This is a genomic window from Burkholderia sp. Ap-955 (assembly GCF_011753045.1).
Lineage (GTDB): Bacteria > Pseudomonadota > Gammaproteobacteria > Burkholderiales > Burkholderiaceae > Burkholderia > Burkholderia lata_D.
Genome location: NZ_VWWH01000012.1, coordinates 15832 through 40786 on the forward strand (window position 1 = coordinate 15832; position 24955 = coordinate 40786).

19 protein-coding genes are annotated in these 24955 nt (G+C 64.7%); 12 read left to right on the plus strand and 7 right to left on the minus strand.

Going from position 1 to position 24955, the window contains the following annotated elements; all coding sequences use genetic code 11:
* The first annotated feature begins 67 nt into the window (after positions 1-67).
* The 4 genes from F3J15_RS09585 (at position 68) to yjfF (ending at position 4741) form a co-directional block, all read left to right on the plus strand.
* Positions 68-1030: an ABC transporter substrate-binding protein gene (locus tag F3J15_RS09585; RefSeq protein ID WP_089448813.1), complete on the plus strand. Its 963-nt coding sequence runs from the start codon at positions 68-70 to the stop codon at positions 1028-1030.
* Between the two features lie 74 nt (positions 1031-1104).
* Positions 1105-2619 (plus strand): sugar ABC transporter ATP-binding protein, encoded by a 1515-nt coding sequence (locus F3J15_RS09590; protein ID WP_166890151.1) that lies wholly within the window; start codon positions 1105-1107, stop codon positions 2617-2619.
* A complete protein-coding gene (locus tag F3J15_RS09595; RefSeq protein ID WP_166890154.1) occupies positions 2616-3656 on the plus strand; it encodes an ABC transporter permease in 1041 nt (346 codons plus the stop codon). Before F3J15_RS09590 ends, F3J15_RS09595 begins: the two co-directional genes overlap by 4 nt.
* A complete protein-coding gene (yjfF, locus tag F3J15_RS09600) occupies positions 3653-4741 on the plus strand; it encodes a galactofuranose ABC transporter, permease protein YjfF (protein WP_166890157.1) in 1089 nt (362 codons plus the stop codon). The genes F3J15_RS09595 and yjfF overlap by 4 nt, the downstream gene beginning before the upstream one ends.
* A 135-nt stretch (positions 4742-4876) precedes the next feature.
* On the opposite strand, the gene F3J15_RS09605 is transcribed toward yjfF, so the two are convergent.
* Entirely contained in the window at positions 4877-7225 is a 2349-nt protein-coding gene (locus F3J15_RS09605) for a sensor histidine kinase (protein ID WP_166890159.1), read from the minus strand.
* Complete coding sequence (locus F3J15_RS09610) at positions 7218-8054, minus strand: response regulator (protein WP_166890162.1); 837 nt, start codon at positions 8052-8054, stop codon at positions 7218-7220. Before F3J15_RS09610 ends, F3J15_RS09605 begins: the two co-directional genes overlap by 8 nt.
* Positions 8055-9496: 1442 nt before the next feature.
* Here F3J15_RS09610 and F3J15_RS09615 point away from each other — a divergent pair.
* Together F3J15_RS09615 and F3J15_RS09620 are read left to right on the plus strand one after the other, a co-directional pair.
* Complete coding sequence (locus F3J15_RS09615) at positions 9497-14137, plus strand: YadA-like family protein (RefSeq protein WP_166890165.1); 4641 nt, start codon at positions 9497-9499, stop codon at positions 14135-14137.
* A 125-nt stretch (positions 14138-14262) separates the two neighbouring features.
* Positions 14263-14925, plus strand: coding sequence for an OmpA family protein (locus F3J15_RS09620; RefSeq protein ID WP_089448807.1), 663 nt, complete (start codon positions 14263-14265; stop codon positions 14923-14925).
* 408 nt (positions 14926-15333) lie between these two features.
* Here the strand turns inward: F3J15_RS09620 and F3J15_RS09625 are convergent, their stop codons facing one another.
* A complete protein-coding gene (locus F3J15_RS09625; RefSeq protein ID WP_166890167.1) occupies positions 15334-16242 on the minus strand; it encodes a LysR family transcriptional regulator in 909 nt (302 codons plus the stop codon).
* 304 nt (positions 16243-16546) lie between these two features.
* Here F3J15_RS09625 and F3J15_RS09630 point away from each other — a divergent pair, with 304 nt between their 5' ends.
* The 3 genes from F3J15_RS09630 to F3J15_RS09640 all read left to right on the plus strand — a co-directional run bounded on the left by F3J15_RS09630 (position 16547) and on the right by F3J15_RS09640 (position 19237).
* The gene (locus F3J15_RS09630) at positions 16547-17533 is read left to right on the plus strand and encodes a DUF1852 domain-containing protein (RefSeq protein ID WP_166890398.1); all 987 of its coding nucleotides are present in this window, start codon (positions 16547-16549) and stop codon (positions 17531-17533) included.
* A 26-nt stretch (positions 17534-17559) separates the two neighbouring features.
* Positions 17560-18588 (plus strand): methionine synthase, encoded by a 1029-nt coding sequence (locus F3J15_RS09635; protein ID WP_166890395.1) that lies wholly within the window; start codon positions 17560-17562, stop codon positions 18586-18588.
* A gap of 139 nt (positions 18589-18727) precedes the next feature.
* Complete coding sequence (locus F3J15_RS09640) at positions 18728-19237, plus strand: flavin reductase family protein (protein ID WP_166890170.1); 510 nt, start codon at positions 18728-18730, stop codon at positions 19235-19237.
* A 369-nt stretch (positions 19238-19606) separates the two neighbouring features.
* On the opposite strand, the gene F3J15_RS09645 is transcribed toward F3J15_RS09640, so the two are convergent.
* The 3 genes from F3J15_RS09645 to F3J15_RS09655 form a co-directional block, all read right to left on the minus strand.
* The gene (locus F3J15_RS09645) at positions 19607-20410 is read right to left on the minus strand and encodes a hypothetical protein (RefSeq protein ID WP_166890173.1); all 804 of its coding nucleotides are present in this window, start codon (positions 20408-20410) and stop codon (positions 19607-19609) included.
* 157 nt (positions 20411-20567) lie between these two features.
* Positions 20568-21215 (minus strand): flavin reductase family protein, encoded by a 648-nt coding sequence (locus F3J15_RS09650; RefSeq protein ID WP_069249689.1) that lies wholly within the window; start codon positions 21213-21215, stop codon positions 20568-20570.
* Between the two features lie 52 nt (positions 21216-21267).
* On the minus strand, positions 21268-22299 hold the full coding sequence (locus tag F3J15_RS09655) for an NAD(P)H-quinone oxidoreductase (RefSeq protein WP_345891490.1): 1032 nt from the start codon (positions 22297-22299) through the stop codon (positions 21268-21270).
* A 154-nt stretch (positions 22300-22453) separates the two neighbouring features.
* On the opposite strand from F3J15_RS09655, the gene F3J15_RS09660 reads away from it, so the two are divergent.
* Entirely contained in the window at positions 22454-23320 is an 867-nt protein-coding gene (locus F3J15_RS09660) for a LysR family transcriptional regulator (protein ID WP_166890176.1), read from the plus strand.
* Between the two features lie 335 nt (positions 23321-23655).
* On the plus strand, positions 23656-23997 hold the full coding sequence (locus F3J15_RS09665) for a hypothetical protein (protein ID WP_166890179.1): 342 nt from the start codon (positions 23656-23658) through the stop codon (positions 23995-23997).
* Between the two features lie 265 nt (positions 23998-24262).
* On the opposite strand, the gene F3J15_RS09670 is transcribed toward F3J15_RS09665, so the two are convergent.
* A complete protein-coding gene (locus tag F3J15_RS09670) occupies positions 24263-24451 on the minus strand; it encodes a hypothetical protein (protein WP_069250279.1) in 189 nt (62 codons plus the stop codon).
* Between the two features lie 123 nt (positions 24452-24574).
* On the opposite strand from F3J15_RS09670, the gene F3J15_RS09675 reads away from it, so the two are divergent.
* A complete protein-coding gene (locus F3J15_RS09675) occupies positions 24575-24790 on the plus strand; it encodes a DUF3820 family protein (RefSeq protein WP_011350052.1) in 216 nt (71 codons plus the stop codon).
* Positions 24791-24955 lie beyond the last annotated feature (165 nt).

The window sequence follows — 24955 nt, forward strand, 5'->3', positions numbered from 1 at the left end:
CCCGCGCCTGCGCCAAGCAGAAACACAACAGCGCAGCGGCAGACAACGACATCATCGGAGACGAACCATGACATTCATCAGGAAGCTGGCGGCCGGCGCGATCGTCGCCGCGGCAGCGGTGCTGGCCGGCGGCGCGCACGCGCAGCAGAAACCCATCACGCTCGGCTTCTCGCAGGTCGGCGCGGAAAGCGCGTGGCGCACCGCGAACACGGTGTCGGTGAAGGGCGCGGCGAAGGACGCCGGCATCAACCTGAAATTCTCCGACGCGCAGCAGAAGCAGGAGAACCAGATTCGTGCGATCCGCTCGTTCATCGCGCAGAAGGTCGACGTGATCGCGTTCTCGCCGGTCGTCGAATCGGGCTGGGAGCCCGTGCTGACCGAAGCGAAGGCCGCACACATCCCGGTGATCCTGACCGATCGCGGCGTCGACGTGAAGGACCCGTCGCTGTACGTGACGATGATCGGCTCGGACTTCCTCGAGGAAGGGCGGCGCGCCGGCCACTGGATGGAAGAGCACTACAAGAACGATCCGGGCCCGATCAACATCGTCGAGCTGCAGGGTACGGTCGGCTCGGCGCCGGCCAACGACCGACGGGCCGGCCTGCTCGAAGTGATCAAGAGCAATCCGAAATTCAAGGTGATCGCGTCGCAAAGCGGCGACTTCACGCTCGCCGGCGGCAAGCAGGTGATGGAAGCGTTCGCGAAGACCTACGGCAAGCAGATCAACGTCGTCTACGCGCACAACGACGACATGGCGCTCGGCGCGATCCAGGCGATGGAAGAGGCCGGCATCAAGCCCGGCAAGGACGTGAGCGTCGTGTCGTTCGATGCGACCAAGGGCGGCTTCCAGGCGATGGTGGCCGGCAAGATCAACGTCGACGTCGAATGCAGCCCGCTGCTCGGCCCGCAGTTGATGACCGCGGTGAAGGACGTGGTCGCCGGCAAGCAACTGCCGAAGCGCATCGTCACGAACGAGACGGTGTTCCCGATGAACGTCGCGGCGCAGGTGCTGCCGACCCGCAAGTACTGAGCCACGTACCGACGATCCGGCGCGGGCGGCGGTGTCGCGGCCGCCCGGGCGCCAACCGTTTCGAGGGAGGATGCATGGAGAGTCCGCCGGTGGTCGAGATGATCGGCATCGACAAGTCGTTTCCGGGCGTGAACGCGCTGCAGCGCGTGAACTTCCGGCTGTTTCCGGGTGAAATCCATGCGCTGATGGGCCAGAACGGCGCGGGCAAGTCGACGCTGATCAACGTGCTCACCGGCGTGCATCCACACGACGCAGGCGAGATTCGCGTCGGCGGCGCGCCGGTGAATTTCGCCGCGCCGCGCGAAGCCGAGGCGGCCGGCATCCAGACGCTCTACCAGGAAGTGAACCTGTGCGCGAACCTGTCGGTCGCGGAGAACATCTTCGCGGGCCGGCAGCCGATGCGGCGCGGCGCGATCGACTGGAACACGATTCATGCGCGTTCGCGCGCGGCGCTGGCCGAACTCGACCTGTCGCTCGACGTCACGCGCTCGCTCGATGCGTATCCGATCGCCGTGCAGCAGATGGTGGCGATCGCACGGGCCGTGTCGGTCGACGCGCGCGTGCTGATTCTCGACGAACCGACGTCGAGCCTCGACGACGGCGAGGTCGCGCGGCTGTTCGACGTGCTGCGCCGGCTGAAGGCATCGGGCATCGCGATCCTGTTCGTCACGCACTTTCTCGAGCAGACCTATGCGGTGTCCGACCGGATCACCGTGATGCGCAACGGCGAGCGCGAAGGCGAGTATCTGGCGCGCGACTTGCCGGTCGACGTGCTGGTCGCGAAGATGACCGGCCGCGAACGGATGTCCGACACGCTGCAGGCGGGCGCCGCGGCCGTCGAGCGCACCGCCGGCGAGGCGGAACCGTTCCTGTCGATGCAGCAGGTCGGCCGGCGCGGGATGATGAGCCCGCTCGACCTCGACGTGCGGCCCGGCGAGATCGTCGGGCTGGCCGGGCTGCTCGGCTCGGGGCGCACCGAAACCGCGCAACTGGCATTCGCCGCGGAGCGCGCCGACACCGGCGCGATCGAGATCGACGGCGCGCGCACACGGCTCGCGTCGCCGCACGACGCGGTCCGGCACGGCATCGCCTACTGCCCGGAGGATCGCAAGAAGGAGGGCATCGTCGCCGCGCTGTCGATCCGCGAGAACATCATTCTCGCGCTGCAGGCGCGGCGCGGCTGGTGGCGGCTGATCGGGCGGGCGCGGCAGCGCGAGCTCGCCGATACGTACATCGCGCGGCTCGGCATCAAGGCGCGCGACGCGGAGCAGCCGATCGGGCTGCTGTCGGGCGGCAACCAGCAGAAGGTGCTGCTCGCGCGCTGGCTCGCGACGGAACCGAAGCTGCTGATCCTCGACGAGCCGACGCGCGGCATCGACGTCGCCGCGAAATTCGACATCATGGAACGCGTGCTCGCGCTGTGCGCGCAGGGGCTCGCGATCCTGTTCATTTCGTCGGAGATCAGTGAAGTCGTACGCGTGAGCCACCGGATCACGGTGTTGCGCGACCGTCGCAAGGTCGCCGAACTCACCGGCGCGGATGCGTCCGAGGAGCAGGTGTACCGGCTGATCGCGGGAGGCCAGTCATGACGCTGCTGCGCACGCTGTTTCGTCATCCGCTCGCATGGCCGGCGTTGACGCTCGTCCTGCTGTTCGCGCTCGACGTCGCGCATCGCCCGGGCTTCCTGTCGATCGCGCTGCTCGACGGCCACCTGTTCGGCGCGCCGGTCGACATCCTGAACCGCGCGGCGCCGCTCGTGATCGTGTCGCTCGGGATGACGCTCGTGATCGCGACCCGCGGGATCGACATCTCGGTCGGCGCGATCGTCGCGATCGCAGGGGCGGCCGCGGCGATCGTGCTCGACGCGGACCCGTCGCGGGTCGGCGTGGCGCTGGCCGCCGCGCTCGGCGTCGGGCTGCTGGCCGGCGCATGGAACGGGCTGCTGGTGGCGTTCGTCGGGATGCAGCCGATCATCGCGACGCTGATCCTGATGGTGGCCGGCCGCGGTGTCGCGCAACTGCTGACGGGCGGCCAGATCATCCCGATCGGCGCGCCCGGCTACCTCGCGCTCGGCGGCGGCTATCTCGCGGCCGTGCCGTGCGCGGTGTGGATCGCGCTGGCAACGATCGCCGGGACCGCGCTGCTGGTGAACCGCACGGCGCTCGGGCTGTTCATCCGCGCGATCGGCGTGAACCCGGTCGCGACACGGCTCGTCGGACTGCGCTCGGGCGCGGTCGTGTTCGGCGTGTATCTGTGCTCGGGCGTGATGTCGGCGCTCGCGGGCATCCTGGCCAGCTCGAACGTGCGCAGCGCCGACGGCAACAACGCGGGGCTGCTGCTCGAACTCGACGCGATCCTCGCGGTGACGCTCGGCGGCACGTCGCTGCTCGGCGGCCGCTTCAGCCTCGCCGGCTCGGTGCTCGGTGCGCTGATCATCCAGACGCTCACCTACACGACCTATTCGATCGGCGTGCCGCCGGAAGCGACGCTCGTCGTCAAGGCGGTCGTCGTGATCGTCGTGACGCTGATCCAGTCGGACGCGGCGCGCGCGCTGGTCGTCCGGCACGCGTCACGGCTGCTGTCTTCCGCGCGTTCGCGCGCCACTACCGGAGCGACGCCGCGATGAACCGATTCCTTGGCCGGCTCGCCGACCCGCGCACGCTGCCGATCGTCGTGACGATCGTGCTGTTCGCCGCGCTGTTCGGCTTCGGGTCCGTGACCTACACGGGCTTCTTCTCGATGCAGGTGCTGACCGGGCTGCTCGTCGACAACGCCTTCCTGTTGATCGTTGCGATCGGGATGACGTTCGTGATCGTGTCGGGCGGCATCGACCTGTCGGTCGGCTCGGTCGTCGCGCTGACGACGATCTTCTGCGCGGTGGGCGCCGAGCGGCTGCACTGGCCCGTGTGGGTGATCGTGCCGCTGGTGCTTGCGTTCGGCGCGCTGTACGGCGCGGCGATGGGGGCGTTGATCCATTATTTCCGGCTGCAGCCGTTCATCGTCACGCTGGCCGGGATGTTTCTCGCGCGCGGCGCGTGCTTCCTGATCACGACGCAGTCGATCACGATCAACGAGCCGGTGTTTCATGCGATCGGGGGCATCAGCGTGCCGGTGGGCGGCGGCACGCTGAGCGCGGGCGCGTTGGTCGCGCTCGCGACGCTGGCCGGCGCGATCTACGTCGCGCATTTCACGCGCTTCGGCCGCAACGTCTACGCGATCGGCGGCAACGAGCGTTCGGCGCTGCTGATGGGGCTGCCCGTCGCGCGCACGAAGGTCGGCGTGTACGCGCTGAGCGGCTTCTGTTCGGCGCTCGGCGGCGTCGTGTTCACGCTGTACGTGCTGTCGGGTTACGGGTTGCAGGCACAGGGCATGGAGCTCGACGCGATCGCCGCGACCGTGATCGGCGGCACGCTGCTCACCGGCGGCGTGGGCTACGTGGTCGGCTCGGTGTTCGGCGTCGGCATCCTCGGCACGATCCAGGTGCTGATCACGTTCGACGGCACGTTGAGTTCGTGGTGGACGCGGATCGTGATCGGCGCGCTGCTGTGCGTGTTCTGCGTGCTGCAACGTGTGATCGAGCGGCACGCCGCGCGGCGGCGCACGGGCGGCACGGGGCTCGGTGCGCCGAGACGGGAACGCGACCCGGTGCGGGCGCGGCCGGCATCGCCCGACGAGGGCGCCGCACTGGTTTCGACGATGCGGCGGCTGTAGCGCGCATCCGTCCGGCGGGGGGGCGCGGCACGAAGCGTGCTGACGCGACGGTGGGCGGTGCCGATGCGCGGGCTGTCGCATCCGGCGGCCGGCCGGTGCCCGATCGGCGCGTACGCGACGCGGTGGCCGGTGCTGTCAGGCCGGCCCGGCCGCGTCGGCTTCGGCGTCGAATGCCGTCGCGGCGCGGCGCGCCTGTTTCAGCGAGCCGGCCAGTTTCCCGATCGCGTCCAGATCCAGTGCATCGAGGTGTTCGCGCACGTCCCGCACGAAGGCCGCGTAATCCGGCTCGTCCGCATACGGGCCGAGCCATTCCTCGATATCGGTCAGCTGCCCGTTGTCGGCCAGCAGGATCAGTTGGTCGAGCGCATCGTCGGGCGGGCACGGCATCGCGGGCGCGGGGACGTCCGGCTCGGCCTCGCCGTCCGGTTGAAACCGCCGGACGAGCTCCGACACCGGCACGAGCGCGTGCCCGACAGCCGGCGCGACGATCGCGAACGAGAATGCCGTGCCGACGCCCGGCTGGCTGGCGACGGCCAGCTCGCCCTCCATCGCGCCGACGATGCGCTGCGCGATGAACAGGCCGAGCCCGGTGCCGCCGTTCACGGCCTGCACCTGCTGGTACGCGCGGAAGATGTCGCGGTTTCCGCTGATGTCGATCCCGATGCCCGTATCGGCCACTTCGAACAGCAGTCGCCAGGTGTCGCCTTCGCGCGCGGCATGAATCGACAGCGTGACCGTGCCGTCGTGCGTGAACTTCGATGCGTTGGACAGCAGGTTGAGCAGCACCTGCTGCAGCCGCATGCCGTCGATCGACACCATGTGCGGCAGCGGCGTGGCCGGCCGGTAGACGAACCGGTTGTCCTGCTGCGCGCACAGCGCGACCGCATAGTGGCCGATGTCGTCGAGCAGGCCGGGCAGGTCGGTCGTGTCCGGCGTCACGCCGAGCGGTTGCAGCTCGGCCTTCGTGAACGCGAGCAGTTCATCGATCAGCGTGAGCTGGTAGCGGATGCTGCGGTCGATCGACCGGATCAGCCGCGCCTGGCCGCGCGTCGCGCCTTGCAGCAGCAGCTTCGCGTAGCCGTTGATCGTGGACAGCGGCGCGCGCAGGTCGTGGCTGACGTAGCCGAGCGTCTCGATCTTCTGCTGCATGTGGGTCGTCACCTGTTGCAGCGCGTCGTTGAGCGCGAGCGTGCGTCGTGCGACTTCGTCGCGCAGCCGATCCTGTTCGGTGAGCTGCCAGTGTTCGAGCCGCTTCCTCGCCTCGGTACGCTGGCGGCCGACGTGATGAATCCATGCGGCCAGCACCAGCAGGTGCGTGGCGAGCCCGACGATCGCGATGACGGGGTTCGGGAAGATGTCGGATTTCAGCCAGGCGAGCGCCGGCGGCAGCGTGTTCATGCCGTCGAGCACGCGGATCAGCATGTTGAAGGTGGCGATCGCGATGGCGATCAGCATCACGCGGCCGGTCGGCGTCCGGCGGATCGCGAGCAGCAGCGCGAGGCTGATGTTGACGATCCCGAGCACGGCGTTCAGCCGCAGGCAGAACCACGTGAACGTCAGCAGGTCGCCACACGCGGCGCCGATCATGCCGACCCCTTCGAGCGCGAGGAAGGCCATGTAGATCGCGCGCATCGGCAGCTTCGCCTGCTCGCGCCGGGCGACCATCAGGATGAAGACGATGAAGCAGGACACCGCCAGGTACGCGAAGATCACTTCGCCGCGCGCGGACCATTCACGCAGCGCGGGCGGCAACGCCATCGCCATATAGCCCCGGTAAGCCGCTTCGAACAGCGTCGTGCCGAGCGCCACCGCGGCCAGCACATGGAACACGCCGCTGCGCGAAAAGAACCCGATCAGCAGCGCGCACCACACGAGCGCGAGCAGCCCGCCGAAGAAGCCGAAGTCCCACATCGTCGCGCGCCGTTCCAGCGCATCCCACGCCGCACGCGTGAACGCGGCCGGCGCGAGCCGCATTTCCTTGCGCGACGTGACGCGGATCAGCACTGGGAGGCTTTCGCCGGCGCGCAACGTGACGTCGATCGCCGGGTAGCGCGATGACGGCGCGGCGGCATCACCGCCGGGGCCAGCGGCCGGGAAGCGGCTGTCGAGCGTCCACCGGCCGTTCTGGCCGAGATAGAAGTCCGCCCGGTCGACGCGGGCGTCGCGAATCACCAGCACCAGCGGGCGCGCGGCGCTGTCGCGGTTGGTCAGCGTGGCGCGGATCCACCACGCCGATCGCGAGAACTCGACGTTGAACGACGACGTGCCGGCCACCGGCGTGCCATGCGCCGGATCGGCGAGCCGTGCGGCGACCTGATCGGCGGACATCGTCATGCTCGCGTCCTCGAATACCGACACGGCGTCCAGTTGGGCGGGGTTCGGCGTCGACGCGGCGCGCGCCGTCGCGCAGGTGACGGCCATCGCGAGCAGAAGCAGCAGCACCGCGCGACATCCGGCTGCCCATGCCGCGTGGCGCCTATGCATCGTGATGGTGCGCCCCGGGGGGGGCGGGCGGGGCATTGACCGCATGGCGCTGGCGCCGCCAGTCGGACGGCGTGACGCCGAAGCGTTCGCGGAAGGCGGTGGCGAAGTTGCCGGGCGTGGAAAAGCCGATTTCCTCGGCGATGTCGCCGATGCCCATCGACGTCCCCGCGAGGAAGTGCATCGCGGCGCGCAGGCGCGTGTCGCGCAGATATTCGAATACGGTCTGGCCGAGATGGTCGCGGAACACGCGGGACAGGCGCTTCTCGTGCGTGCCGACTTGTTTGGCGAGCTCCTCGAGCGCCGGCGGATGGCGCAGGTCGCGCAGCAGGACCTCGGACGCCGCGCGCACGAGGGCCGCATCCGGGTTGTCGGGCAGCTCGGGCAGATGCGCGAACGGCTGGCTGCGCCGCGCGCGTTTCAGGTGATTGCGGATCCGGGCCAGCACTTCGGTCGGCTCGAACGGCTTGATGATGTAGTCGATCGCACCGGTTTCGAGCCCCGCGATGCGATCCTCGAGATCGCCCGCGGCCGTCAGGATGATGACCGGGATCGATTGCGTCGACGGCGTCGACGCCAGCAGCCGGCACGCGGCAAAGCCGTCCATGCGCGGCATCCGGACATCCATCAGGATCAGGTCGGGCGCGATCGCCTGGGCACGGTGATACGCCTGCAGCCCGTCGAACGCGACGCTGATCCGGCACCGTGCGGCACGCAGGATTTCGGTCAGGAGCCGCAGGTCGTTTGGGCGATCGTCGACGACAAGAATATGTGCGTCAGCAAGATCCGGCGTGGGACGAGGCGACGCCGAACTGGACGAGCGGGATGACATGGTTGCGGATGCGATGGAAGGGTGGCCGGTCAATGTGAAAGCATCGCGCTCTGCACGATTGTTGCGAAAAATTATATGCCGACAACAGGTCACCTTGTGAGGATTCCGTGCGGCATGTGGGGGCTTGTGCGGCGGGGTGTTGCGTGTTCGCCGCCACGGCGCCCGGCCGGAAGAAACGGAAGTGGAAAAACATGCCGAATCGAATTTTAATGATCGGTCTTTATTGCCGGTTCAATTCGGAATAATTGGAATTGGAAGGGGTCGGGAATCAGTTTGACGTTCGTCTCGAAGTCGACGTCTTCTATGTGAAGAGAATGAAGAAATTGTGGATTGCCAGATTAATTTTTTTATGATGACCGGTCGAAATCATGTTAGTCATGAAAGCATATTTTGCGTCTGAACGTATGAATGTAAATGCTGTCTGCTCGGGAAAAGATTTTTTCCGCTCGGGAAAAGGTTCGTTCTGGAGGATGCCAGCACACTAGCCCTGGCGCGGCTGGAATCGGTTCTTTCAAACGGTCAGGATCGCGCGGATCACATGCCGAAGTTCTATTACGATGCATGCGATACCAACGAGACATTGATCGATGTTCGATCCCATGATATGGGATGGCATCGGCGAACAAATAACTGGCACGAGGGTAATGCAAATTTCATCATTCACCGAATACGTTGCTATATAAGAGAAATTGGTGAGTTCTGGAATGCGGTTGGGCATGAGGCACCTGTCGAGACGAAATCATCAAGGAAATTCGATCGATTAATTCGGTGCAGGGGTCGTCCGGCAAGTCGTCGATGCTGTTCCGGGATTCCGGAAATGCGTTTGAATGCCGGACGGAAAGGGTGAGTGGCTGCGCGTGGGCCGTCCGAGGGTTCGATCCATCGGGGGACGGTCGCGCGCGGCACGCTTTCGAATCAGGCGGGTACGAAAACGATGAACACAACAGGCATGACAGGCCAACGCACCGGTTCGCACGAACCGGTGGCGCATGCTTCAGTCCCGGGGATCGCACGGCGTCATCCTCCTCCTGAATGAAACAGGGCGGGCCGTCCCCGGGTGCGGGCCGGCTTCCGCCCATCCGGCGTCTGAATGACGCTTTTCCATGAAATTCGAGGTCGTCGCGGGTTCGGCGCGATGGCGCGCGCGTGCGCGGATGAACCGCACGCCCAGCGTCGAGCCGCCGGGCTTGCCGTGTCGGCTTCCATGATTCGATAACCGGCGATCGTTGCCTCGCCTCGTGTCTACCGACACGGGCGGCGCGCGATTGCGTGATCGCGATATCCATCGCGCGTGTCGTGCAGCATTACCCGGCTGTTTAATTAGTGATCCAAAGTGAGTGGCGGGGCGTCGTCAGGCGGACGGGAATGTGCAGAGGACGTTCTCGCCGACTGCCGTGTTCACCGTTGCGTCATCCAGCACATGAGAACCGAGGGAAGACAAGATGAACAAGTCGTTCAAGTCGATCTGGAACGAAGCATTGGGAGCCTGGGTTGCGGCTTCGGAACTCGACCACGCGCGCGGCAAGCGCGTTGCGTCGTCGAGCGGTACGACGACGGGCGCGGCGGTCGGCGATGTCGCGACACGCGCGAGCATGCGTTCTGCCCCGTCGCCGCGACGGCTCGCGATGCTGATGGCGTCGGCGTATCTCGGCTTGTTCCATGTGGGCGCGCATGCCCAGTACGCGCAGGATGGCGGCGCCGCAAACGGCGGCATCTCGTCGATCGCGATCGGCGTCGGCTCGAGTGCCGCGCAGCAGAACTCCACCGCACTGGGCAATCTGGCGACGGCGCAGGGGCTGTCGGCCACGGCGCTCGGCCCGGGGGCGCATGCGATGGGCGACGGTTCGACGGCTGTCGGCATCAATGCGCAGGCGACCGGCGTCAACAGCGCGTCGATGGGCGTGCAGGCGATCGGTTCGGGCAACTACTCGGTTGCCATCGGTAACCTGTCGAGCGCGACGCAAAGCGGGTCGGTGGCGATGGGCAGCGGTGCGGCCGCGACCGGTGTGTCGGCCATCGGGCTCGGCAACAATGCGCTGGCTTCCGGCCAGTACGCGGCGGCGCTCGGCCTCGGGGCGAGCGCGGCCGGCGCGCAAAGCGTCGCGCTGGGCTATGCATCGCATGCTGACCTGACGGGCTCGGTGTCCCTCGGCAACCAATCGACTAGCTCGGGCGCGGCCGCCGTTGCCGTGGGCAGCGGCGCGCTGGCTTCCGGCAATTCGGGCGTGGCGATGGGGGTGAACAGCGGGGCGAAGGGCACGTCGTCGATCGCGATTGGCTGGGGCGGGACGGCCGGCGTACCGGGCTCGGGCACGCAGTCGCTCGGCACCAGTTCGATCGCGCTGGGCTCGAATACGACAGCCGGCGCCGATTCGGCGCTGGCGCTCGGGCTGAGCGCGAATGCGTCGGGGGTCAGCTCGATCGCGATGGGTGTGCAGGCGACTGCGACGCAGCAATACGCGACCGCGCTGGGCAATCTCGCGCTGGCGACCGGCATATCCGCGAGCGCGCTCGGCCCGGGCGCGACCGCGTCTGCCACCAATGCGACCGCAGTCGGCATCAACAGCGTGGCGGCGGCGACGTCGAGCGTGGCCATCGGCGACAGCAACTCGGTCGCGGCAACCGCCGGTGCGGGTTCGATTGCCGGCGGCAACCTGTCGAAGGTGCTGGGCGGCACGGGCGCCGTCGCGCTCGGCTTCGGCCAGACCGTCAGCGGCAACGGCGCGGTCGCGATCGGCGATCCGAGCAGCGCGATCGGCACCGGCGCGGTCACGCTCGGTTCGAACAACACCGCGAACGGCAACGGAGCGGTGGCGATCGGCAATTCGAACAATGCGCAGGGCACCGGCTCGCTCGCGTTCGGCAACACGTCGACTGCGGCGGCGGCCGGTGCGGTCGCATTCGGCGCGTCGGCCGTCGCGACGAATGCGAACGATGTCGCGCTCGGCTCCGGTTCGGTGACGGACGTGCCGCATCCGACCGCGACCGGAACGCTCGGCGGCATTACGTATAACTACAAGGGCACGAATCCGACCAGCGTCGTCAGCGTCGGCGCGCCGAACGCGGAACGCCAGATCACCAACGTCGCGGCCGGGCGCGTCGATTCGTCGAGCACGGACGCGATCAACGGGTCGCAGCTCGCCGCGACGAACACGGCGGTGAATTCGCTGTCGACGTCGACCGCATCGAGCATCACGTCGTTGTCCACCGGCGTGTCGTCGCTGTCGACTGGGCTGAGCTCGACCAATAGCGCGGTGACGTCGTTGTCGACGTCCACGTCGACGGGCATCGGTTCGCTGTCCACCGGCTTGAGTTCGACGAACAGCACGGTGACATCGTTGTCGACGTCCACGTCGACCGGCATCAGTTCGCTGTCCACCGGCCTGAGTTCGACCAACAGCACGGTGACGTCGTTGTCCACGTCGACGTCGACGGGCATCAGCTCGTTGTCCACCGGCCTGAGTTCGACGAACAGCACGGTGACGTCGCTGTCGACTTCCACGTCGACGGGGCTGTCGACGGTCGGCAGCGCGATCACGTCGTTGTCGACCTCGACATCGACCGGCATCAGTTCGCTGTCGACGGGCCTGAGTTCGACGGATAGCGCGGTCACGTCGCTGTCGACCTCGACGTCTACCGGCCTGTCGTCGGCCAACAGTGCGATCACGTCGCTGTCCACGTCGACGTCGACCGGCATCAGCTCGCTGTCCACCGGCTTGAGTTCGACCAACAGTTCGGTCACGTCGCTGTCGACGTCGACCTCGACCGTCGTCGGCTCGCTGTCCACCGGCCTGAGTTCGACGAACAGCACGGTGACGTCGCTGTCCACGTCGACGTCCACGGGCATCAGCTCGCTGTCCACCGGCTTGAGTTCGACGAACAGCACGGTGACATCGTTGTCGACGTCGACGTCCACGGGCATCAGTTCGCTGTCGACCGGCCTGAGCTCGACCAACAGCACGGTGACGTCGCTGTCCACGTCGACGTCGACGGGCATCAGCTCGTTGTCCACCGGCCTGAGTTCGACCAACAGCACGGTCACGTCGCTGTCCACGTCGACCTCGACCGTCGTCGGCTCGCTGTCGACCGGCCTGAGCTCGACCAACAGCACGGTGACGTCGTTGTCCACGTCGACGTCCACGGGCATCAGCTCGCTGTCGACCGGCTTGAGCTCGACCAACAGCTCGATCACGTCGCTGTCCACCTCGACCTCGACGGGCATCAATTCGCTGTCCACCGGCCTGAGTTCGACGAACAGCAACCTGACGTCGCTGTCCACCGCGACGTCGACGGGCATCGGCTCGCTGTCCACCAGCCTCAGCTCGATCGCCAGCAACAACACCAACCTCGGCAACAGCACGGCGGGCGCGATCGGCGGCGGGGCCACCTACGATCCGACGACCGGCACGATTTCGGCCCCGTCGTACGTGACGTACAACAGCGACGGTTCGACGACGATCAACAACAACGTCGGCTCGGCGATCGACAACATCAACGCGCACGGCATCAAGTATTTCCACGCGAACTCGACCGCGCCGGACAGCCAGGCGGTCGGCGTCGACAGCGTCGCGATCGGCCCGAACGCAATCTCGAAGGTGGACGGCAGCATCGCGCTAGGTGCGGGGTCGGTATCCGACCGCGCGACGACGCCGTCGTCGGGCATCCTCCGCAACGGCACCGCATCGATCCCGTTCAACACGACTGACCAGACGCTGCTTGGCGCGGTATCGGTCGGCGACGCGACCAGCAAGACGTATCGCCAGATCACCAACGTCGCGGACGGCACCGGGCAGCAGGATGCGGTGACCGTGCGGCAGCTGGCCGGTGCATTGCAGTCGTTCGCGGTCACGGGCCAGAAGTATTTCCACGCGAATTCGACGGCGGCCGACTCGCTCGCCGTCGGCGCGGAATCGGTCGCGGTGGGGCCGACGACGGTCGTCAACGGCGACAACGGCGTGGGCATCGGCAACGGCGCGATCGTCGACCAGACCGCCCCGGGCGGCGTCGCGATCGGGCAGGCGGCGAGTTCCGCGCAGGCCGACGCGATCGCGCTCGGCAGTGGCGCGACGGCACTGGGCGCGCAGTCGGTCGCGCAAGGCGCAAATGCGAAGGCGGTCAGCGTGGGCAGCGTCGCGCTGGGTTCCGGCGCGCTCGGCAACGCAACCGATGCGCTCGCGCTGGGCGCCGGTGCGTCCGCGACGTTCGCGAACAGCGTGGCATTGGGCGCAGGTTCGCTGACGACGGTCGGCGCGCTGACGAACTACGTAGCGTACGGGCTGAGCAGCCCGCAATCGTCGGCCGGCGAAGTGAACATCGGCAACCGGCAGATCACGGGCCTCGCGGCCGGCAAGAACGGCACGGACGCGGTGAACGTGTCGCAGCTCGATTCGGTCGCGAACCAGTTGACGACGCTGATCGACCAGCGCACGACGAACCTCGGCGGCCAGTACACGACGAATCCGACCGGCACGAACGTGCCGCCGGGTTCGACCGGCCCGAATTCGTCGGCGGGTGGTTCGGGGGCGGTGGCATCGGGCTCGAACAGCACGGCGGTCGGCAACAACGCGCTCGCGTCAGGCAACGGCTCCAGCGCGATCGGCGTGGGCGCGACGGCAGCCGGCAACAACTCGACCGCGATCGGCACGGGCAGCAACGATGGCGGACGCTCGAACGTCGTCGCGGTCGGTTCGGCGGAATCGGCGCGCCAGGTGGTCAACGTCGCGGCCGGTACGCAGGGCACGGATGCGGTGAACGTGAACCAGCTGAACGCGGTGTCGAACCAGTTCACGCAGTCGCTGAACACGGTCAATAACCAGCTCACGCAGATGCAGCAGCAGATCCAGCAGACCGATTCGATGGCACGCGAGGGGATCGCGGCCACCGCCGCGATGGCGTCGATCCCGCACATGGACCGCGACTCGAACTTCGCGATGGGGGTCGGTACGGCGACGTTCCAGGGGCAGAAGGCCATGGCGGTCGGCGTGCAGGCGCGCGTCACGGAAAACCTGAAGGCGACGCTCAACGGCGGCTTCGCCGGCAGCCAGCGCGTCGTCGGCGCGGGCATGCTGTATCAGTGGAAGTAATCGCGCACCGCGGTTCGCGCCGGCACGCACTGCCGGGGCGGACCGCGTCGAACGCACACGCACGCGGAGGCGGCTGCGCCATTGCGCCGCCCGCGCTGCGCCCCTCGCATTTTCGGAGTAATCAAGTGAAAAACATTCATCTTGCACTGCTGGCGTCCGTCGTTTCCCTCGCGGCCTGTTCGAGCGCATCGGGGCCGACGTACAACGCGTACGAACTTCAACCCCGCGACGGCATCCGGACGTTCCGCGTCGACTGCCACGGCATCCTGTCGAGCGCCAATACCTGCATGAAGGTCGCGACGCGCATGTGCGGCAACGAGGCCGTGCGCACGGTTGATTCCACGACGCCGTACCGCGACGGCGCCGATCCGCACTCGATGGTGTTCCAGTGCGGTGCGGCACCCGCGCCGGTCGCCGCGGCGGCCGCGCCGGCGCCCGCCGCGGTCGAGAAGGTGAGCCTGACCGGCGATGCGTACTTCGCGACCGACTCCGCCGTGCTGACGTCCGCCGCCACCGCCGCGCTCGACACGCTGCTGAACCAGCAGGGCGACAAGCATTTCTCGCGCGTGGCAGTGGACGGTTATACCGACTCGACCGGCTCGGATGCACACAACCAGGCCCTGTCGAAGCGCCGCGCCGATGCCGTCGCGGGGTATCTGCGCGAACACGGGCTGAAGGCGGATTCGTTCGCGGCGTCGGGGCATGGAGAAACCAACCCGGCCGCGTCGAACGAGACCGCCGAAGGGCGGGCGCGCAATCGCCGCGTGGAAATCTCGCTGCAGAAGTAAGACGTAGCCACCGGCTTGCCGCAGGCGTGGCCGTCGCAACCGGACGGCTCGCTTGCGACAGCGGTGCCGTCCGGGGACGCTGGCGGTCGGGTCCGGCAACGCGTCACGACGCGCGTGTGCGGTGCCGCCGTCGTCTGGACGACGATGCGGCGCGACGGCATGCGGGCCGGTTGACGGGTGCCGATGTCGTGGGTTCATCGGCGCCTGCCAACGTGTAGCTGCATAGGGCGCAAGCGATGCCCGGTGCTGCTGCGTGAAAAGGGAAGTGAGAGACGGCGGCCGGGGTGCGGGGCGGCAATGATCGCGTGGCTGAAACGGGTTCGACTGCAGCGCGGGTAGACAAGCACGAAGGCGCGGAAAGCGACCCGTTGCGGTAGCGATTGGTTTTGTTCATGTCCCGATGCAAAACTAGTCTCGCATCTTCGCTTCCGCCCATTTCCACTCCCGCGCAGCCTTTACAAACGCCGCAAGATAATCGACGTCGTCATCGGTCTTGCGCGTGCCGAGGAAAATCTGCTTCGCGATCCCCTTCTTTCCAAGTTGCACGGGGGTAAGCGGCATCCAGCCCGCATATTCTTCCGCGAGCCAGCGAGGCAATGCCGCCACGCCACGGCCGCTCGCCACCATCTGCAGCATGATGTCGGTCGTCTCGATCACCTTGTGGCGCTTCGGCACCCTGTTCGCGGGCGTGAGGAACTGCGTGTAGATATCGAGCCGGTCCGTTTCGACGGGATACGTGATCAGCACCTCGTGCGTCAGCTGTTCCGGCGTGACATACGCTTCTCCGGCCAGCGGGTGATCATCGGCAACCACCAGCACCTGCTCGTAATCGAACACCGGCTCAAAATGCAATTCGGGCTTCTTGAGTGGGTCGGGCGTGACGAGCACGTCGATTTCATAGCCGATCAACGCACCGATGCCGCCGAATTGGAAGCGCTGCTTCACGTCCACATCGACATCCGGCCAGTGCGCGAGATACGGCGACACCACCTTCAGCAGCCATTGATAGCACGGCGCGCATTCCATGCCGATCCGCAACGTGCCGCGCTCGCCCTGCGCGTACTGCCTCATGCGCTCCTCGGCGAGTTCGAATTGCGGCAGCAACCGGTTCGCGAGGCTCAGCAGGTACTGTCCGGCCTGCGTGAGCCGCATGGTACGTCCTTCGCGCGTCCACACGGGCGTGCCGAGCTGCTGCTCCAGCTTCTTCACCGCATGGCTGAGCGCCGACTGCGTGAGATTGAGCGTATCGGCGGCGGCCGTGAGCGAGCCCTGCCGCTCCACTTCCCGCACAACCATCAGATGATTGCGATCCAGCATTGACCACTCCATGAGCAAATTTAATGCTTGCATGAAATAAATCCATTTTTATTCATGCAATGGAGACTATATCATCGCTGCCAGATACTTTTCTTCCGATGTGAACCAGACACACCGCACCGTGAGCAGGGCTCATGGTTGGTTGAAATCGATTCATATCCAGTCGGCCATGGCCCAACCTCGCATTCGTCCGAATGTCGAGGCAAATGAGACTACTGAGCAAAGCGTCGGAACAGAAAAGCGAGCCGCATCGAAAGGCATGGAGCAGATGCGGTTTTCATTCCGGGAATCGGAGCGCAAGATCATGACGATTAAAGAGTTTACATTTGCTATTAAAAGTGTCCGTTTCGATGAAGACTATCAACCTTCGGACAATACGCGCATCACAACCAATTTTGCCAACCTCGCCAGAGGAAAGAGTCGTCAGGAGAATTTGCGCAATACCTTCAGGATGATTGACAATCGCTTCAATGCGTTGGCGCATTGGGACAACCCTGAAGGCGATCGTTATGCCGTCCAGCTTGAAATCATTTCGGTCGAAATGAATATCGGCGATGAAAGGAGTAGCGCCGCGCTGCCCTTGATCGAAATATTGAAAACGAATATTATCGATCGAAAAAACAACAAACGCATTGAAGGCATCGTGGGAAATAATTTTTCCTCTTATGTGCGAGATTATGATTTCAGCGTGGTATTGCTGGAGCACAACAAGGATCGGCACGGCTTCAGCACGCCGGATAATTTTGGGGACCTGCACGGGAATCTGTTCAAGTCCTTCGTGAAGTCGAGCGCCTACACGGATAATTTCACGAAACCGCCCGTTATATGCCTGAGCGTTTCGAGCAGCAGGACCTATCATCAGACCGCAAATCGGCACCCTGTGTTGGGTATCGAATACCGGCAGGACGCGTATTCCTTGACTGACGAGTATTTCGAAAAAATGGGGATGAAGGTGCGCTATTTCATGCCGCCGAATAGTGTCGCGCCGCTGGCTTTTTATTTTACCGGTGATTTGCTGGATGATTACACCAATCTGGAGCTCATCGGCACCATCAGCACGATGGATACTTTCCAGAAAATTTACCGTCCTGAAATTTACAATGCGAATTCTCCGGCAGGAAAATCATACCAACCCAGTTTGAAGCATCAGGATTTTTCGTCGACTCGCATTGTTTACGATCGGGAAGAGCGTAGCCGGCTGGCTATCGAACAGGGCAGGTTTGTTGAAGAGCAATTTATCAAGCCATACCAGGCCATTCTTGAGCAGTGGTCTGCGGACTACGCTCTTTGACCAACAAAAACGCAAGGTCGTCTACCGTGAAAAAATTTCTACCCACTTCAACCGCCGGCAGTTTGCCTAAACCTTCGTGGCTCGCACAACCCGAGACACTTTGGTCACCGTGGAAATTGCAAGACGAGGGGCTGGTCGAGGGCAAACAGGATGCGTTGCGTCTGTCGTTGCAAGAGCAACAACATGCGGGCATCGACATCGTCAGCGACGGCGAGCAAACGCGCCAGCATTTCGTGACCACGTTCATCGAGCACCTCAGCGGCGTCGATTTCGAGAACCGCAAGACCGTTCGAATTCGCGATCGCTATGACGCCAGCGTGCCGACGGTCGTTGATGCGGTGGCCAGGCAGAAACCGGTTTTCGTTGAAGATGCCAAGTTCCTGCGCCAGCAAACCACGCAGCCGATCAAATGGGCGTTGCCGGGGCCGATGACGATGATCGATACGCTGTATGACGATCATTACAAGAGTCGCGAAAAACTGGCCTGGGAGTTCGCAAAGATCCTGAACGAGGAAGCCAGGGAACTGGAGGCTGCCGGCGTCGATATCATTCAATTCGATGAGCCCGCATTCAATGTTTTCTTCGACGAGGTGAATGATTGGGGCGTCGCGACCCTGGAACGAGCGATCGAAGGTCTCAAGTGTGAAACCGCCGTGCATATTTGCTATGGCTATGGCATCAAGGCCAATACGGACTGGAAGAAGACGCTGGGGTCGGAGTGGCGGCAATACGAGGAAGCCTTTCCCAAGCTGCAAAAATCCAGTATCGACATGGTCTCGCTGGAATGTCACAACTCGCGCGTTCCGATGGATCTGATCGAACTCATTCGGGGCAAGAAGGTGATGGTCGGGGCCATCGATGTGGCGACCGATACCATTGAAACCCCCGAGGAAGTCGCCGGTACGTTGCGAAAAGCACTTCAGTTCGTGGATGCCGACAAGCTCTATCCCTGCACCAACTGCGGCATGGCTCCGTTGTCGCGTGCAGTCGCGAGAAGCAAGCTGAGTGCCTTGAGCGCGGGTGCGGAAATCGTCCGCAAGGAACTCTCGAACTAGTTCCGAGCTGACGTCGGACGTAGTGATCGGGAAATTGAAGGCCGTGTGGATTTCAGGGAGTGCATTGAAACGGCTCCCTGAATCTGTCGGATACACCGCCTTGACATTTCCGAACCGCACCCAGTATTCGGTATCTACCATGTCACTTTCCAGCACGGCCATCGAGCCTTCGCGCTTTCGCGAAGCGCTTGGCCATTACGCATCCGGTATCACGGTGATTGCATCACACGTCGATGGCGAGCCGGTCGGCTTCACGTGCCAGTCTTTCTACAGCGTGTCGATGAGCCCGCCGCTGGTGTCGTTCAGCGTCATGTCCAGTTCGGCCAGCTATCCAGGCATTCGCCGGGCAGGTCGGTTCGTCGTCAATATCCTGTCGGACGAACAAGTCAGGATTTCAAACCAATTCGCCCGGCGAGGCACGGACAAATGGCACGACGTCGAATGGCAGGAATCGCCGCTGGGGAATCCGATCATTGCCGGCAGCCTTCACTGGCTCGATTGCGAAATTTACGCCGAACACGCCGCGGGCGATCACCTGATCGTGATCGGTGAAGTGAAAGCGCTGGACCTGCAGGAAGCGGCTGCTACGCGGCCGTTGCTGTATTTCAAAGGGCAATATCGCAACCTCGCCGCGCATGGCGCGGGTTGAATGCTTTCCTGCGCTCAGCGCCCGCGCACGTGTTCTTCCATGCCGCCAGCCTGCTCCTGGCCCGAATGGGTCGAGCCGGACGAGACGACGCAGGGCGCTGAATCACACCCCGGAGAATGGCAGGTGGTCTGCCGGTCTTCACGATGCCGAAAGTGATCGGTGGCCGAAAGCACGGCCTGAACGGTCATTCAATGTGTTTTTTGACCGACTGTTGGTGGCCGCACGGCGACGTTACCGCGTTGCAACGTACGGCAAAACAGGGAAACCCGGTGATCCGACGATATTTGCAGGCCGTAACCGCCCGACGAGGCAACGGACTACCGCTCATCACTCAGCCACCGCCGACGATCTGCTCAAGGTGAACTTCGGTCAGGGTTTCACATTCCCTTGCCTGGCGCCTGCGGCCGCGGCAATGCGACTTTGCGCAGCGACGAGTTGGTCATCCGTGGTCGCCACCAGCCACAGACGTGCCTGCTCCTCGATCTGGCGGTTGTGATCCTTCAACGGGCCCATGGCGGCAGCGGCCTTCCAGACGACCGGGGCGATGCGGCTTTTCCTGCCTGACGGCGCGCCTACCAGCAGGCAGTAAGGTCCCAGCGGGAGCGATACAAACGGAAGCGCCGGACTGGCACGCACGCGCCAGTCGATGAAGGGCGTGTCGCCGATAAGCAGCGGCATGGGCAAGCCGTGGAGCACACTGAAATCGTACAGCGCTAGTTGCTCCCGCATGCCGGCGTAAATACGCCGGATGTCATCGACAACCGCCGCGCGGATCTCGTCATCGAACATGGGTTCCTGCGCGTATCGGGCAAACGCCTTTCGAGCCTCCCATTGATATGCGCTGAACAGGCCAATCTCCACGCAGTCCTGCACTGCGCGCTGGACATCCGCTACAGAACCGGCTTCCTCCGGCGTACCCAACTGCGCGGCCCGCAAAAACCGCGCAAGTCCAGCGTCGTGGATCGCAGGCCCCTCCGCAGATGCATCGCCTTCAGCGCCCTTGCCAAGGGGCACATAGATATATTTCTCGGCCGCGAAATGCGACTTCTTGCCCTCGTCAAACCTGATTTCGCCATCAACGCAGTCCAGATAGCGAGTCCCGATTCGACCATGCTCCCAAACCCAATTTTTCAGGAGCGGACGGAGTGGATGCAGTCTGTCGTGATCGGTCATGGAAGCCTCCTCTGGTTGCCCAGTATAGTTCCGAACGTCTGCTGTCAGGCTCGGCGAACAGGCACTTTCGACCCTCAACAGCCGCTTGGCCCGCGATCAAGTCAACGCAGCTTCCGAGGTCCAACGGCCCTTCACGAGCCGACTGCGCCATCCTCCGTCATCGTGCGACGGGGGGATTCGCCCCGGGCGGGCGCCCAATATCGAATCGACTCTCGGGTGCGACGAGCGCATAGGCCGATGGGCCGCCTGCCCGAAGAATGATGCCTGCGCCGAAGGTGTCGAAGGTGCCGTCTTTAAGCAAGTCCTGGCGAATGTGAACAGCCACGACTTCTCCCAGCACGAGCCATGTGGTGACAGGCGTGCCTTTGTGATCGCGAAGCTGGATCACATCGGTGAGCTTGCATTCGAAGTTGACACCGCTCTCCGCCACGCGTGGAACGGCGACTTGCCGAGACGGAGCGGGGGTCAGCCCGGCCACTTCAAACTCGTCAACTTCGTAAGGCACCATTGCGCACGTTGCATTCATCTTTTCGGCGAGATCGCGTGTGGTGAGGTTCCACACAAACTCCCCCGTTTCTTGCACGTTGCGTAGGCTGTCCTTCGCGTCGATGCTCGAGAAGCCGATGATCGGCGGATGGTAGTTGAAGGCGTTGAAAAAGCTGTATGGCGCGAGATTCAGCATGCCGTTGCTGCCGCGCGTGGAAATCCATCCGACGGGCCTTGGACCGACAATCGAATTGAATGGATCGTGCGGCAATCCATGGCCTTGTGACGGTTCGTAGTAGTGGTAGCGTGCATCAGTCATGGTTTTGAGCGGAGAGGTGAGTAATGGCAAGTCAGGTGGCCGGAGCTGCGCGTCAGTCTACGCCTGCCGCCCGGGTCGTCAGCACGATCTTGCCGATATGCGTGCCCGAGTCCATCAGAGCATGCGCGCCGCGCGCATCGTCGAGATCGAAGGTCCGATAGATCAGGGGCTTCACCGCGCCACGCCGGATGTGCGGCCACACCGATCGCTTGAGATCCTCGATCAGCTCCGCCTTTTCCTCGTGCGTGCGCGAGCGCAGCGTCGAGCCGATGTGCGTGAGGCGCTTCACCAGCATCGGGAACAGGTCGAGTGCTGGCGCGGGCCCCTTGATCACGCCGATCTGCACGATGCGGCCGTTCATCGCGGCCGCCGCGTAATTCCGCGCGACGTAGTCACCGGCGACGATATCGACCACCACGTCGACGCCGCGCCCCTCCGTCGCGCGCATGACTTCCTCGACGAAATCCTCGTTGCGGTAGTTAACCGCGACATCGGCACCGAGCGCGATGCTTGCGGTGCGGTGCGCGTCGGAGCCGACCGTCGTGATGATCTTCGAGGCGCCGAACGCCTTCGCGAGCATCGTCGCCGTGGTGCCGATCCCCGAGGCGCCGCCATGGATCAGCACGCTTTCGCCGGCCTTGAACTTGCCGCGCTGGAACAGGTTCAGCCATACCGTCAGAAAGGTTTCGGGGATCGCGGCCGCCTCGACCATCGTGAGACCATCGGGAACCGCGAGCGTGTTGCTCTCGTGCGCGACGGCGTACTCCGCATAGCCGCCCCCCGGCACCAGCGCGCAGACGAGATCGCCGACCGCGAACCGGGTCACATCGCGCCCGACGGACACGATTTTGCCCGCGACTTCGAGCCCGGGAATGTCCGACGCGCCCGGTGGCGGATCGTACAACCCTTTGCGCTGCAGCACGTCAGGACCGTTCACGCCGGCCGCATGAATGCGGATCAGCACTTCGTCGTCGGCCGGCGCGGGAACAGGACGCTGCACGGGTGCCAGCACATCCGGGCCGCCCGGTCGCGTAATGTCGATCGCGGTCATCGCCGCGGGAATGCCTTTCGTATCGTGTGACACAACTTCATCCTTTTAAAATGCCGGATGCGCCGCGGATTCGAGCGACCCGCCGAATCGCCGCATCGGTTGAAAAAAGTGTAGTCGCGCAGCCTGCGCTTGACGTGCAGCGAATTGCTGGACGTATGATGCAAATTTGCATCACGCCGGGGGCGACATGAACTGGGACGACGCGCGCATCTTCGTCGCGCTCCATCGGGAAAGGACCTTGCGGGCCGCCGCCCGCGCGCTCGACATCGATCAGGCCACGGTGGGCCGCAGGCTTGCGGCGCTCGAGCACGCGCTCGGCGCGACGCTGTTCCTGCGTACGTCGAACGGCTATGAGCTCACGCCGGTCGGCAGGATCGCGATCCGTGCAGCCGAGGCGATGGAGCAGTCCGCACACGATCTCGTGCGCCACACGCAAGGCGTGGACAAGCGGCTCGCCGGCGAGGTGAAGCTATCGACGACGGATGCGCTGGCCCACGAGTTCGTGATGCCGGCCCTCGAGCGCCTGCATGCGAAGCATCCGGACGTATCGGTGATGCTCGACACGACGAGCCTGCTCCTCAATCTCGCGAAGCGCGAAGCCGACATCGCGATCCGGACCGTCAAGCCCCGAAATCCAGATCTGCTCGCCCGCCGCCTGGCGCGCTGGGAAGTGGGGCTGTTCGCGTCGCCCGACTATGTGCGGCGCCATGGCGAACCGGTGCCGGGCGAGCGGTTCGCCGGGCATGATCTCGTCGTCTACCAGCCGTATTTCGCCAAGGCGCGGGTGCCGGCGTTCGTCGGGGAACCGCTGACGGACGGCCGCATCGTCGCACGGCTGAACACGAACCTGACGTTGCGCGCGGCACTCAAGGCAGGGCTCGGCATCAGCGAGATACCCGTGCCGATGGGCGAACGAGACGGCCTTGTACGGATCTGGCCGGACCGTACAAACGACGCGTCGTATGAGGTTTGGCTCGTCACGCATCAGGATCTGCGGCATACGGCGCGCATCCGCGTGACGATCGACGAGATCGTCGTTGCGTTCGGCGGATAGCAGCGAATACCCTGCTCGTGGCGGTGGAGGTTGTCACTTCTTCCCCCTGAACGACCGGATAAGCGGCAATCAAGGCCTACGCCCCAATTGAGTTTATCGGCACAAGACAGCCCGTTATGCGGGCGGAGCGGACGCACACATGTCCGTCTCAGTGCAAGGCGGGATGTCCGTCGTTGGACGAATGCCGCCCGATGCGAGGGGCGGCGCCCCATGCTTGGCCGCAAGCGCAGCCCGCCGAGCCCACACGTTTGATCCGCCGCAAGCGCATCGTAATCGCTGCTCACGTGCTCGCAATGGCGAGTACACTGAAAATGCCCTAGAAACAGGAGAAAGCGATGATCGACGCTGGCCCCCAAAGCACCTTCCGAGGGCTGCCGCTGACCGTGGAGCAGGACGCGGAAGTGAGGCACTACATCAAGGATCGGATCCGGCGTGGGCTGCCATGGGACACGTCGGAGCTGAGCGCGATGCTCAAGGACATGCTGCATCCCCCGGGCGACGGTGACAGCGATGGCGATCGCGAAGGCGACGATGATTTTGCCTCCCCGGCAGACGAAGCCAGAGCGGCCGCCGAGCGCGCGACGGCCTCGGTCGACGAAGCGATGGACCCGATCGAGGCGAATGAGGAGTGGCATGCGGCCATGGAGTCGGAGGGCATGAAAGGGCCCAGACGATAAAAGCGGAGCAACGACGCTCCGAGTCCTCGCCGCGCCCCATACGGGGAATGCGCGCCGGATGCCACGCGTTTCAGGAAAGGCGCGTTGCGTCGGAGCGCACACGGCGGGACTGCCGACGCGCGCGGCGATTTCCTCGTGAGAATCCCGACACGCAATCCGTTCCCGGGAAATTCCGGGCAAAGCCCATCGCGCCACCCATGTCGCATGGCGCCGGCGGAACTGCGAGCCGCATCTCGTCGCAGGGCGCCCGACAGCGGGCGCCCTGTCAGTGCCTGATCACGCAGACGGCGACGATTTCGTATCCGGGGTCGGCATGCACGTGCGCCGCCTTTTCCGCTTCCTCATACGAACCAAACGACGTGGCATCCTCGACTGCCGGCGCCATGCCGATATCGCCATCCTCGGCGGTGCAGAGGAACTGCTCGCCGGTCTTCACGACGTAGACGGACAACATGATTCCCTCCATCGTGTGCAGGGGGAATTCCAGTCTAGCAGGCGAGAAAAGGGGCGCAGGCAGTTCGCTGAGTCCTTTTCGCGAGGTCTGCGACAGGACCGAAAAGCCATGCACAATACCCGCATGCAAAATCCAGACCTCGAACACCTCGTCACCGTCACCATGCCCTTCGGGAAATACAAAGGCCGGCTGATTGCCGACCTGCCCGGGCCTTACCTCAATTGGCTGGCGCGCGAAGGGTTTCCGCGCGGCGAAATCGGCCGGCAGCTCGCGCTGATGCACGAGATCGACCACAACGGCCTGCGGGACTTGCTGGCGCCGTTGCGCAAACGCGGATAGCGCCCATCGGGGGCGAATGTCCGGGGCCCCGCATCGATCGATCGTGATCGACGATCACCACCGTGCTTCAACCCCACCTGCCACGCGCGCCGAATGCCCGCATGCGACCGCGTCCGTGGCGCGCATGCACCTAGCGCGTCGCCGATGCTGACATAGAATAGAAAA

Excerpts from the sequence above, each read along its gene's own strand:
- F3J15_RS09605 (WP_166890159.1), bottom strand. The coding sequence starts at position 7,225 with ATGCATAGGCGCCACGCGGCATGGGCAGCCGGATGTCGCGCGGTGCTG.
- F3J15_RS09650 (WP_069249689.1), bottom strand. The coding sequence starts at position 21,215 with ATGACTGATGCACGCTACCACTACTACGAACCGTCACAAGGCCATGGA.
- F3J15_RS09665 (WP_166890179.1), top strand. The coding sequence starts at position 23,656 with ATGATCGACGCTGGCCCCCAAAGCACCTTCCGAGGGCTGCCGCTGACC.
- F3J15_RS09590 (WP_166890151.1), top strand. The coding sequence starts at position 1,105 with ATGGAGAGTCCGCCGGTGGTCGAGATGATCGGCATCGACAAGTCGTTT.
- F3J15_RS09645 (WP_166890173.1), bottom strand. The coding sequence starts at position 20,410 with ATGACCGATCACGACAGACTGCATCCACTCCGTCCGCTCCTGAAAAAT.
- F3J15_RS09670 (WP_069250279.1), bottom strand. The coding sequence starts at position 24,451 with ATGTTGTCCGTCTACGTCGTGAAGACCGGCGAGCAGTTCCTCTGCACC.
- F3J15_RS09585 (WP_089448813.1), top strand. The coding sequence starts at position 68 with ATGACATTCATCAGGAAGCTGGCGGCCGGCGCGATCGTCGCCGCGGCA.
- yjfF (WP_166890157.1), top strand. The coding sequence starts at position 3,653 with ATGAACCGATTCCTTGGCCGGCTCGCCGACCCGCGCACGCTGCCGATC.
- F3J15_RS09625 (WP_166890167.1), bottom strand. The coding sequence starts at position 16,242 with ATGCTGGATCGCAATCATCTGATGGTTGTGCGGGAAGTGGAGCGGCAG.
- F3J15_RS09615 (WP_166890165.1), top strand. The coding sequence starts at position 9,497 with ATGAACAAGTCGTTCAAGTCGATCTGGAACGAAGCATTGGGAGCCTGG.
- F3J15_RS09675 (WP_011350052.1), top strand. The coding sequence starts at position 24,575 with ATGCAAAATCCAGACCTCGAACACCTCGTCACCGTCACCATGCCCTTC.
- F3J15_RS09640 (WP_166890170.1), top strand. The coding sequence starts at position 18,728 with ATGTCACTTTCCAGCACGGCCATCGAGCCTTCGCGCTTTCGCGAAGCG.
- F3J15_RS09610 (WP_166890162.1), bottom strand. The coding sequence starts at position 8,054 with ATGTCATCCCGCTCGTCCAGTTCGGCGTCGCCTCGTCCCACGCCGGAT.
- F3J15_RS09630 (WP_166890398.1), top strand. The coding sequence starts at position 16,547 with ATGACGATTAAAGAGTTTACATTTGCTATTAAAAGTGTCCGTTTCGAT.
- F3J15_RS09595 (WP_166890154.1), top strand. The coding sequence starts at position 2,616 with ATGACGCTGCTGCGCACGCTGTTTCGTCATCCGCTCGCATGGCCGGCG.
- F3J15_RS09660 (WP_166890176.1), top strand. The coding sequence starts at position 22,454 with ATGAACTGGGACGACGCGCGCATCTTCGTCGCGCTCCATCGGGAAAGG.